Annotated in this window: 7 protein-coding genes and 1 pseudogene; 2 read left to right on the forward strand and 6 right to left on the reverse strand. The window is 69.1% G+C overall.

Features of this window, described 5'->3' with window-relative positions; all coding sequences use genetic code 11:
* The first annotated feature begins 163 nt into the window (after nt 1–163).
* Nucleotides 164–883, forward strand: coding sequence for an IS6 family transposase (locus ACGFSA_RS34085; RefSeq protein WP_393309926.1), 720 nt, complete (start codon nt 164–166; stop codon nt 881–883).
* Here the strand turns inward: ACGFSA_RS34085 and ACGFSA_RS34090 are convergent.
* From ACGFSA_RS34090 to ACGFSA_RS34115, 6 genes and pseudogenes are all read right to left on the reverse strand, one after another.
* Nucleotides 849–1,181 (reverse strand): SUMF1/EgtB/PvdO family nonheme iron enzyme, encoded by a 333-nt coding sequence (locus ACGFSA_RS34090; protein ID WP_393309927.1) that lies wholly within the window; start codon nt 1,179–1,181, stop codon nt 849–851. The two genes, ACGFSA_RS34085 and ACGFSA_RS34090, sit on opposite strands and share 35 nt — an antisense overlap.
* Nucleotides 1,182–1,242: 61 nt before the next feature.
* Nucleotides 1,243–2,916, reverse strand: coding sequence for an FAD-binding dehydrogenase (locus tag ACGFSA_RS34095; protein ID WP_393309928.1), 1,674 nt, complete (start codon nt 2,914–2,916; stop codon nt 1,243–1,245).
* Between the two features lie 93 nt (nt 2,917–3,009).
* Complete coding sequence (locus tag ACGFSA_RS34100) at nt 3,010–3,510, reverse strand: hypothetical protein (protein WP_393309932.1); 501 nt, start codon at nt 3,508–3,510, stop codon at nt 3,010–3,012.
* Between the two features lie 444 nt (nt 3,511–3,954).
* A pseudogene (locus ACGFSA_RS34105) lies at nt 3,955–4,457 on the reverse strand (sulfatase-like hydrolase/transferase); the annotation flags it as partial.
* The gene (locus ACGFSA_RS34110; RefSeq protein WP_393309929.1) at nt 4,450–7,527 is read right to left on the reverse strand and encodes a glycoside hydrolase family 2 TIM barrel-domain containing protein; all 3,078 of its coding nucleotides are present in this window, start codon (nt 7,525–7,527) and stop codon (nt 4,450–4,452) included. The pseudogene ACGFSA_RS34105 and the gene ACGFSA_RS34110, both read right to left, overlap by 8 nt.
* Nucleotides 7,528–7,545: 18 nt before the next feature.
* Nucleotides 7,546–8,823: an MFS transporter gene (locus ACGFSA_RS34115; protein ID WP_393309930.1), complete on the reverse strand. Its 1,278-nt coding sequence runs from the start codon at nt 8,821–8,823 to the stop codon at nt 7,546–7,548.
* A gap of 143 nt (nt 8,824–8,966) precedes the next feature.
* On the opposite strand from ACGFSA_RS34115, the gene ACGFSA_RS34120 reads away from it, so the two are divergent.
* Nucleotides 8,967–10,148 (forward strand): TetR family transcriptional regulator, encoded by a 1,182-nt coding sequence (locus tag ACGFSA_RS34120; protein ID WP_393309931.1) that lies wholly within the window; start codon nt 8,967–8,969, stop codon nt 10,146–10,148.
* Nucleotides 10,149–10,442: the final 294 nt, after the last annotated feature.

Consider the following 10,442-nt stretch of genomic DNA (forward strand, 5'->3'; position numbering starts at 1 on the left):
TACACATCATCTGCACCAGATGGCGGGTGGAAGAGGACTTCCAACTGGCCAAGGGCGTCACCGGACTCGACCAGGGCCAGACGACCTGCTGGAACGGCACTGAGTCACGTTGGTGGATGACATGGGAGGATCTTCGAGTTGATCAGGCTGGAGGGGATCGTCCATGGGGAACCTGGCGCCGTCGTACAAGGGGCACCGCTACCCGGTCGAAGTCATCTCCCACTGCGTGTGGCTGTACTTCCGGTTTCCGCTCAGCTACCGCGAGGTCGAGGAACTGATGCTCCAACGGGGTGCCATCGTCTCCTACGAGACGGTGCGCCGCTGGTGTGTGAAGTTCGGCCAGGCCTACGCCGACGGGCTGCGCCGCCGCCGACCGCGGCCCGGTGACAAATGGCACCTCGACGAGGTCTTCATCAAGATCAACGGCAAGCGGCAGTACCTGTGGCGGGCGGTCGACCAGGACGGCACTGTGCTGGACATCCTGGTGCAGTCCAAGCGGGACGCCAAGGCCGCCAAGCGGTTCATGGCCAAGCTGATGAAGAAGCAGTGCCGGGTACCGAGGGTGCTGGTCACCGACAAGCTCCGCTCCTACGGCGTCGCCCACCGGGAGCTGATGCCCTCGGTGGAACACCGTGCTCACAAAGGGCTGAACAACCGGGCCGAGAACTCCCACCAGACAACGAGGCAGCGCGGACGTGCCATGAAGGGCTTCCGCAGCGCCGGCGCCGCCCAGCGGTTCCTGTCTGCGTTCAGCAGCATTTCACCCCACTTCCGTACCCGGCGACATCTCCGCACCGCCGCCGAACACCGCTTCGAGATGACCATCCGCTTCACCGTCTGGGACCACGTCACCGAGAGCATCTGCCAGCCCGCCACGGCCTGAACGAGGACCGGAACCACACCCCAGCACGCTCCGAAGCACTATCGACCGGCCACCCCGCCGTCAACGTGACAACGCCCACGGCGTGGGTGTCGATCAGGAAAGGTGAGACGCGGACCCTTCGCACGGGCCCTTCGCCGTCCTCCGTGAAGCCGTCGCTGTCTTCCGTGCCCATGAGGAATTCGCCGCCCGGGAGGAGGACCATCTCCTCCGGGTCGCGGCGCGACACCCCCTCGTCCTGCGGGACGGTCGGCGTCGGCTCGGAGCGCGCGCCACCCGGCGGGGCACAGCAAGCGGTCATGGATCCTCCTGCGGAAAGCTGCGTTTCTCGTTCTGTCTGTCGTTCTGTGCGCGTACGCGTGTCAGGCGACGGCCGCGGCGGCGGCGCGGCCGGCTTGGCGGCCGCTGAAGAGGCAGCCGCCGAGAAAGGTGCCTTCGAGGGCGTTGTAGCCGTGGACGCCTCCCCCGCCGAAGCCGGCGACCTCGCCTGCCGCGTAGAGGCCGGTGACGGGTTGGCCGCCAGGGCCGAGCGCTCGCGAGTCGAGGTCGGTCTGGATGCCGCCGAGGGTCTTACGGGTCAGGACGTGCAGCTTCACGCCGATCAGTGGGCCGGCCGCCGGGTCGAGGATGCGGTGGGGGACGGTCGCACGGCCCAGGCGGTCTCCGAGGTAGCGGCGGGCGTTGTGGATGCCCTGGACCTGGGCGTCCTTGCTGTAGGGATTGGCGATCTGGAGGTCGCGTGCCTCGATCTGCCGCCTGATGTGGTCGGCGTCGAGGAGCGGCCGGTCGGTGAGCTTGTTCATCCGGTCGACGAGTTCGGTGACGGTGTTCGCGACGACGAAGTCGGCGCCGTGTTCCAGGAACGCTTCGACGGGGCCGGGGGTGCTTCTGCCGAGCAGGCGGGTGCGCAGGAACGCGGCCCGGTCCTTGGCGGTGATGTCAGGGTTCTGTTCGGAGCCGGAGAGGGCGAACTCCTTCTCGATGATCTTCTGGGTGAGGATGAACCACGAGTGGTCGTGCGCGGCGATGTCGGGGGTCGTGCGCAGGTGGCGCAGGGTGCCCAGGGTGTCGTAGCCGGGGAGGCACGGGTCGGGCAGGCGGCGGCCGAGGGCGTCGAACCACAGGGGGGAGGGACCGGGCAGGATGCGGATGCCGTGTCCGGGCCAGACGGGATCCCAGTTCTCGAGGCCCTCGGTGTAGTGCCACATGCGGTCGCGGTTGACCAGCCGGGCGCCGGCGCGGGCGCTGATGTCGAGCATCCGTCCGTCCACGTAGGCGGGCACGCCGGTCACCATCCGCGTCGGTGGGGTGCCGAGGTGTTCGGGCCAGTGCTGTCGTATGAGGTTGTGGTCGGCGCCGATGCCGCCGGTGGTGAGGATGACGGCCTGGGCGGTCAGTTCGAACGGGCCCGTCGTCTCCCGGCTGGTGGCGACCCCGCGCGGGGCGGAGTCGTCGGCCAGACGCTGCCCACGCACCCCCGACGCGGTGCCTCCTTCGACGATGAGTTCGTCGACGCGGTGGCGGTGGTGGAAGGTGAGTAGCCCGGCCGAGGCCGCCTTTTGGGCGGAGCCGGCGAAGGGTTCGACGATGCCGGTGCCGGTGCCCCAGGAGACATGGAAACGGGGGACGGAGTTGCCGTGGCCGTCGGCCCGCAGGCCGCCGCGCTCGGCCCAGCCCACGGTGGGAAGGAAGCGGATGCCGTGGCCGGTGAGCCAGGACCGTTTCTCTCCGGCGGCGAACTCGACGTAGGCGCGCGCCCAGCGGACCGCCCAGGCATCCTCGTCGTCGAGCCGGTCGAAGCCCGCGCTGCCTTGCCAGTCGCTCCACGCCAAGTCGAAGGAGTCCTTAACACGCAGGCGCCGCTGTTCGGGCGAGTCGACGAGGAACAGCCCGCCGAAGGACCAGTACGCTTGCCCGCCGAGGTTGTTCGGGCCCTCCTGGTCGACGAGTGCGACCCTCCGGCCTCGGCTGGTCAGTTCATGGGCGGCGACCAGGCCGGCGAGTCCGGCCCCGACGACGATGACGTCTGCGTCCATGCTTTCTGTTCTCCGTTTCTGTGGTTTGCGATCAGCTTCTGTGGCCGAGTCGGGCAGGTCGGGGCCGGTCCGTCCGGGTCTGTCCGGTCCGCGTCAGCGCGGCTCGGTCTGTGCCGGTGCTGGCACGGGCAGTTCGACGCCGGGCAGCCGGGGGTCGGTGGCCGTGGGGATGGTGTCGGTGGTCTCGACCAGCCAGGTGAACAGGGCCTGGTGCATCCGCTGTTCGACCTGCCGGTGGGTGGGGAGTCCGGCGAGGTTGTGGCGCTCGCCGAGGTCGTCGGCGCGGTGGTAGAGCTCGGGAGACTCGTACAGCCTCCAGACGTACGTCCACTCCTGGTCGCGGACGGCGTACGCCTTTCCGGCCGGCGTCGGATCGTCCGACGCGAGCTGGGTGCGCAGGTCGTAGGGGAACTTGCCACGTTCGAGCTGGTGTTGCTCGGCCGTGGTGAAGCCGCCTTCGGCGTAGGCGTAGGTGCGGTGCTCGGCGTCGGGGTCCTTCATCACGGGCAGCAGGCTGCGTCCGAAGTAGCGGTGCGGCGCGGAGACGCCGGCCAGTTCCAGGACGGTGGGCAGGATGTCGACGAGCTCCACCATGGCGGACGACTCCTCGCCCGCCGGAGGTGATCGGCGGATTGCGCGTGATGCAGGGATGGAAGGCGGTGGGCCACTTCTCGATGAGACCGTGGTCGCCGAGGTACTCACCGTGGCCCGTGAAGAAGAGGGTGACGGTGTCCGCGTCGTCGACGTGCGCCATGACACGACCGAGGTGGTCGTCCATGCGGGAGACCATGCCGTAGTAGGTGGCGACGACCTCCCGCCACAGTTCCGGGGTGACCCGGCCGAGGCCGTAGCGCTTCCTGATCGCCTCCATGTAGGCGGGTTCCCCGGCCGCCGTCTCCGCTGGCTCGAACGGAGTGGGCAGCGTCTCCCGGTCGTACATCGAGAACCAGGGCTCGGCCATCTCGAACGGCGGATGGGGGCGAGGACCGGGACGAAGAGCACCCACGGGGTGTCGGGCGGATTGCTGAGCCACTGCTCAGCCGTGCGGATCGTGGCCTCGTCCAGGTCGGTCCTGCCGTCGTCCGGTACCTGGCCGCGGTAGAAGATCCGGGCCCACACGTCGCTGCCCGGCCACTCCTGCGGTGAGTTGCCCGCGTGCGGGTGGACGGTGGGGAGTTCGGCGAATCCGTGCTCGTCCACGCTGAGTTCGGTGACACCCGGCGCGAACAGGTTCCCGCGCATGCCTACCCAGGTGACGTGGTACCCGGCCTCCTTGAGGATCCGCAGCAGGTTGGGCTCCCACGGCTTGACCAGGTGGGTCTGCGCGCGGTGGCCCGTGGTGTGGGGGTAGAGCCCGGTCATGATCGAGGCCCGGCTGGGGCGCAGATCGGGTTCTGGGCGTAGGCGTTGGTGAAGCGGGTTCCCCGGGCCGCCAGCGCGTCGATGTTCGGCGTGCGGACATGCGGGTTGCCGAACGCCCCGATGGCGTCCGCGCGCAGCTGGTCGGGGACGAAGACGACGAAGTTGGGGTGTTCACGCATGGGAGGCTCGGCCTTTCTCGGAGAGCGGTGTGGTGGCGGCGGCCGTGGCGGGTGTTTCGAGCCACCAGGTCCAGCTGTGGTGGCCCGGTCCGACGCGGTACCGGGGCAGGGCGTCGGGGCCGACAGAGGCCGTACCGAGCCCGCGGTGCGCCACGTCGAAGTGGACGAAGGTCTGCGGCCTGGGGTCGAGTTCCCAGACGTGGCGGACGGCGGTGAGGTCGTCGACCGTGTGGTGGGAGGCGTTGAACTGGAAGGGTCGGTCGAAGCCGAGTACCAACGCGGTGCCGTCGGTGCCTGTGAACCGGGCGCTCACGGTGCTGGCGCGGCCGCCGTTCTCCTGGGGTCGCAGGTACGGCACGGCGAGGTCGCCGACCGTGGACGTCCAGGTGCCGGTGAGGGCGGAAGCGCGCCGGTCGGGGTAGGTCTCGTGAGGGCCGTCGCCGGTCCACCGCACGGTTTCGAATCCGGGCCGGGTGGCGAGGACGATGCCGAGGCGGGGCAGGTCGGTCACCTCGGCCGGTACCAGGACGTGCTCGTCGAAGCGGAGTCGCCCCGGCGTCTCCTGCGTGATGACCTGGAGGTGTTCGATTTCGTGGCCGTGGGCGGTCGTGTACCGGGCACGGATGGTTGCTTCCTTGCCCGGGTGGGTGATGTCGACGGAGACCAGATGCCGGGTGCTCCGTGCCAGTCCGGTGGCGTCCAGGCGGGGGCGGACGAGACGGCCGTTGTCGTTGTCGGTGAGCGCGCGCCAGAAGCTGAGGCGTGGGGCTTCGGCGAGCAGCGGGTGGACGAGCAGACCGGAGGCGTCGAGCCGTACGGCACCTTCCTTGGCGGGTACGGAGTGGGAGGGCGTTGAAGCGGGGGAGTAGCGGGGCTCTTCGAGCAGCACCTGCTGGATGGCGATCTCGGTGCCGGCGGGTGCCCACGTCGTCGAGCGTGCGGTGGTGACGTGAAGGCGCAGGGCGAGGACAGGGCCGTCCTGGCCGTCCTTCAGGGCGGCGGTGACGCTGTCCGGCAGCGGGATGCGGGCGACGCCCTGCGGCGGGACAGCGGGTACGTCGAGCGGGACTTCGGGGCCCGTTCCGGTGGCGGTGACGACCCGGGTCGTGAAGCGGAGGTCGTCCAGGTGAGCGAAATGCCGCTCGTTGGCGAGTTCGAGGTGCCCGGTGCGCGCGTCGGCCGCCGTCGAGGTGATTCGTACGGGTGCGAAGGTGTGCCGCACCTCGTACATCGCAGGGTGAGGGGTGCTATCGGGGAAGAGTAGGCCGTCGGCGCAGAAGTTCCCGTCGTTGGGCTCGTCCCCGAAGTCGCCGCCGTAGCGATACCGTCCGTCGCCGTCCGGGTCGAGCCCGTGGTCCCACAGCTCCCAAATGAAGCCGCCCTGCAGGCCGGGGGTGGAGCGGATGGCGTCCCAGTAGTCGGCGAAGGAGCCGTTGGAGTTGCCCATGGCGTGCTGGTACTCGCACATGATCAAGGGCCGGTCGGCACGAGGGTGCCGGGCGTAGCCCTGGATGGCCTCGATGGTCGGGTACATCGGGCAGACGATGTCGGTCTGGTGGTGGCCGGTGTGCCAGTCGCTGCGGACGGCCCCTTCGTAGTGGAGGGGACGGCTGGGGTCGTAGGAGCGCACCCAGGCGGCCGCGGCGTCGTGGTTGGTGCCGCTGCCGCTCTCGTTCCCGAGGGACCAGGCGACGATGCTGGGGTGGTTCTTGTCGCGCAGAACCATCCGGGAGACGCGGTCGATGAAGGCGGACACATAGCGGGGGTCGTCGCACAGGGTGGTGGCGAAGCCGTGGGCCTCGATGTTCGCCTCGTCGAAGACGTAGAAGCCGTACTCGTCGGCGAGGTCGAGGAGTTCGGGCTGGTTGGGGTAGTGGGCGGTGCGGATGGCGTTGATGTTGAACCGCTTGAGGAGGGCGAGTTCGTCGGCGATCTGCCCGCGGGTGAGGGTGCGTCCGGTCCGCGGGTGGAAGTCGTGCCGGTTGACGCCCTGGATCCACACGCGCCGCCCGTTGACGAGGAAGTCCTGACCGCGCACCTCGACCCGCCGGAAACCGACGCGCAGCCGGGTCGAGTCGATGACCCGGTCGTCGCTGCCGAGCAGGTCGACCGTGACGTCGTGCAGGGCGGGCGCCTCGGCGCTCCACGCCGCGACCTGCGGCACGGTGAAGGTGAAGGAGACGCGGCCGGCCGGCGGGGGGAACATGGCAGTGTGGATGTGCCGCGGCACGTCGACGAGGGGCTCGGGGACGGGAAGTCCGGCCGCGGCGGCGCAGAACAGGCCGAAGACGTCGACGTCGGCGAGTTCGGGCGGCAGCGTCCTGGGCATCTCGCCCTGCTGCCGTACGGGAACCGCCTGCTCGCCCTGCCGGCCGGCGGCCCGCACCCGTATCCGCAGCGGCTCGTCGGGCAGAACCGCTCCCCGGCCGGCGGTATCCACGCGGAGCGTGAAGGTGCCGTCGCCGGTGGCGGGGTCGTAGTCGGCGATCGCGTGGACGTCGGCGAGGTAGGTGGTGGGCGTGCTGTAGAGGTACACGTCGCGGGTGATGCCGCCGTGCCACCACTGGTCCTGGTCCTCGATGAAGCTGGCGTCGGAGTACTTGACGACTGTGAGAAGCAGTTCGTTGCTCCCGGGGCGTACGGCGCCGGTGATGTCGAACTCGGCGGCGAGGTGACTGTCCTTGCTCATGCCGACGTCCTGGCCGTTGACCCGGACGAGGAGGACGCTCTCGGCCGCGCCGACGTGGAGGACGATCCGGCGCCCCTTCCAGGTGGCGGGGAGGGCGAAGCGGCGGCGGTGCAGACCGGTGGGGTTGCAGGCCGGCGGATGCGGCGGATGCGTGGCGAACGGCATCCGTACGTTGGTGTAGTGCGGCAGGTCGCCGGTGTCCTGCATGGTCCAGGCGCCCGGGACGTTCAGCGGCCGCCAGACATCGGCCGGCGTGACGTCGGGTGCGGGCAGCAGTTGGAAGTCCCAGGTTCCGCCGAGGTCGAGCCGGTCGTGGTGGGTCAGGGAATGGAGGGGCTCCCGGCCGCGGGAGACCAGTTCAGGGGTGTTCCAGGAGTGCATGGGGTTCTCTCAGGACTTTCAGCGGACGGACTTGATGGGGAGGACGCACAGGACTCCGAGGAGCGAGAGCGTGAACGCCATTGCGAACAGGGGCCGGTAGCCGAGGTTGACGACAACCAGTCCGGCCAGTGCCGGGGCGAGGACTTGGGGCACGTGGCTGGCGAGGCTGGCTATGCCGAGGTCCTTGGCCGCGTCTTCCTGCGAGGGGAGAACCTCGGAGATGAGCGCGGTGTCGACGGTCTGGTAGCAGCCGAACCCGAAGCCGGCGAGCGCCGCGTAGATCAGGGCACCGTCCAAGGAGGGCATCAGGAACGGCATCCCGAGACCCAGTCCGATGACCGCCGTCGAGACGGCGACGAACGGCTTGCGCCGGTTCATCCGGTCCGACAGACGGCCGCAGATGAGGACCGCCACCAGACCGGCTGAGAGACTGACGAGCCCCACGGTCGGGATGGCCGCGAGGGCCTCGTCCCGACCCAGTCCCGCGTAGTCCTGGAGGATGTACAACTGGTAGGCGGACACCGTGTGGTAGCCGAGCATCAGCAGCATGCGGCTGACGACCGCCCACGCGAAGTCGGGATGCCGACGTGGATTCACCCAGAACACGTGCACCAGGGCGGTGAGCGACAGACGGGACCGCTCCCGCACCGGTGCGGCCGGGTCGGGGCACGCGATCACGAACACCACCGCCGTGAGGACGAGCACGCCGGCAACACACCCGTACGCCAGCAGCATCCCGTGCGGAACGAGGGTCGACGCGAGGACCTGCCCGCCCAGGATTCCGGCCATGCTGCCGAAACCGAGCACCGCCGACACCGAGCCGCGCACCGCGACCGGAACCCGATCGGGAAGTACCGCGGTAAGGACGCCGTTGCCGCCGGTCACGGCGGCCTGCACGACGCACCAGGAGACGATCACGGTCATCACCGTGTGCGACAGGGCTGTCGCGATCAGGCCGACTGCACCCAGGAACGCACCAGCCAGCACGTAGGGCGCGCGTCGGCCGAACCGGCTTCGCGAGCGGTCCGAGAACAGGCCCCACACCGGCTGCGCGAGGACCGAGACCACCGCGCCCACCGTGATTACGAGCGCGAGGTTGGCCTCCTTGCGGGCTGGGTCGATCTCCTCCAGGTGCCGCGCGAGCAACACCGCGGGCGCCGCTCCCCACACCAGGAACGAGCCGAACTGAGCGAAGCCGAGTGACGTCACGAGCCTGCGGCCGACGCGGGTGCGTGTCTCAGGATCGGGGGCTTTCACGGCCGATGACGCCTGGGTCATGCCATGCCTCTCGGTCATTGGCGGGAAGTGATCCACGCCTGCCGGTGTCTGCACCCCTACGATTGACCACTCGGTAACAAACGTCAACCACTTGGTTACAAACATTGGACTGTTAGCCTCGACACGGCGAGTCACCGAACCGCCGAGAAGGGAGAGCCACCGTGCCCCACGCCAGCGGCACACCGTCCCGCAGGGGCGTCGCGCGGCGCGAGCAGATCCTGGACGCGGCCGAGCAGACCTTCGCCACCAGCGGTTATGCCGCCACGACGCTGCGTGCCCTAGCCAAGAACATCGGCATGACCCACGCGGGGATCCTGCGACACTACGCGTCGAAGGAAGACCTGCTCCGAGCCTTGCTGGAACGCTGGCAAAACCGCACGGAAGCGGCAGGGCAGGCCGGGCCCAGCAGTGAACCCCTCATCCGCCTCCACCTCACCCTGCTGGGAGAAGCCGCCGGGCCTGACCATCCCGCTCACTCCTTCGTCGCGGACGCACTGCGCACCCGCCGCGAGCGACGGAGCGCCGTCGACTCGGCGCAGGAGGGCCCGGCGCTCGAGTGCGTCGCCGCCCAGGACGGCCTCCGGATTCTCAGCGCCTACCTGCCCGATCAGATCTCCCCGGCCGAGGTGACGCGCGCTCACTTCGGCGCCCGGCGCGGCACGTCAGGGTCCCGGGCCTCCACCGGCTGGATCCCCGAGATCTCCGCCGACCGGCCCCACGTGCCCCCCGGCCGCCGCCCGGTGCCGGAGGATCGCACACAGGAGATCCTCGACGCCGCGTCAACAGCCTTTGCCCAGCAGGGATACCGAGCCGCCAGTCTGCGCTCCATCGCCACCGGCATTGGCCTGAACCACAGCACCCTGCTGTACTACTTCGACTCCAAAGAAACCCTCCTCGAAGCGATTCTCAACCGCCGTGACCGCGACGCCGACACGGCCTACCTGGCTTCCGTCACCGCCTACGACAAGGTCGCCAACGTCTACCGCAGAGCCGTGTACAACGAGACGGTCCCCGACCGCGTACGGCTCTACTCCGCCCTGCTGTGCGAGGCCATCGACCCCGGGCACCCCGCACACGCCCACTTCGCGCGCCGTTACGCCCGCGTCCTCGACGCCCTCACCAACGAACTCCACTCACTGCAGGCCCAGGGGCTGATCCGACCCGACCTGAAACCCTGGGCCGAAGCCGCTTGGTTCATCGCCCTGTGGGACGGACTGCAACTCCATGCCCCGTACGAAGGCGAACTCCACATCCCCGAGCAGCTCTTGCACGCGCTCAACGACCTCTTCGCCGACAGCGTCTCCCATGAACGCCGCGCACAACTGCTGACCACCGCCTTCTGAGCGAGATCGAGGACTGGAAACGGAGCGTCAGTCCCCGCGCCCTCCCGGCCCTACTGTTCCGACGCCGGGAATCTGTCGCTCCCGCCTGCACGACCTTCCTCCGCAGTCCGGCAAGATAGTGAAGCTCGAGAAGTTCACCATCCTTGCCAAGGGCGAGTTCTCACTGGTCCCGGGCCGCTACCACCCTATGTGCGAAAAGCGGCTCTCCTGCCGTATGTGTGGGTGCTGTGACCTGCGCTGATACATGAAACACGCCGTTTCCTGCAAGGCTTGAGGTGTCTAGTCACAAGCTTG

The organism is Streptomyces sp. NPDC048496 (assembly GCF_043200055.1).
Taxonomy (GTDB): domain Bacteria; phylum Actinomycetota; class Actinomycetes; order Streptomycetales; family Streptomycetaceae; genus Streptomyces.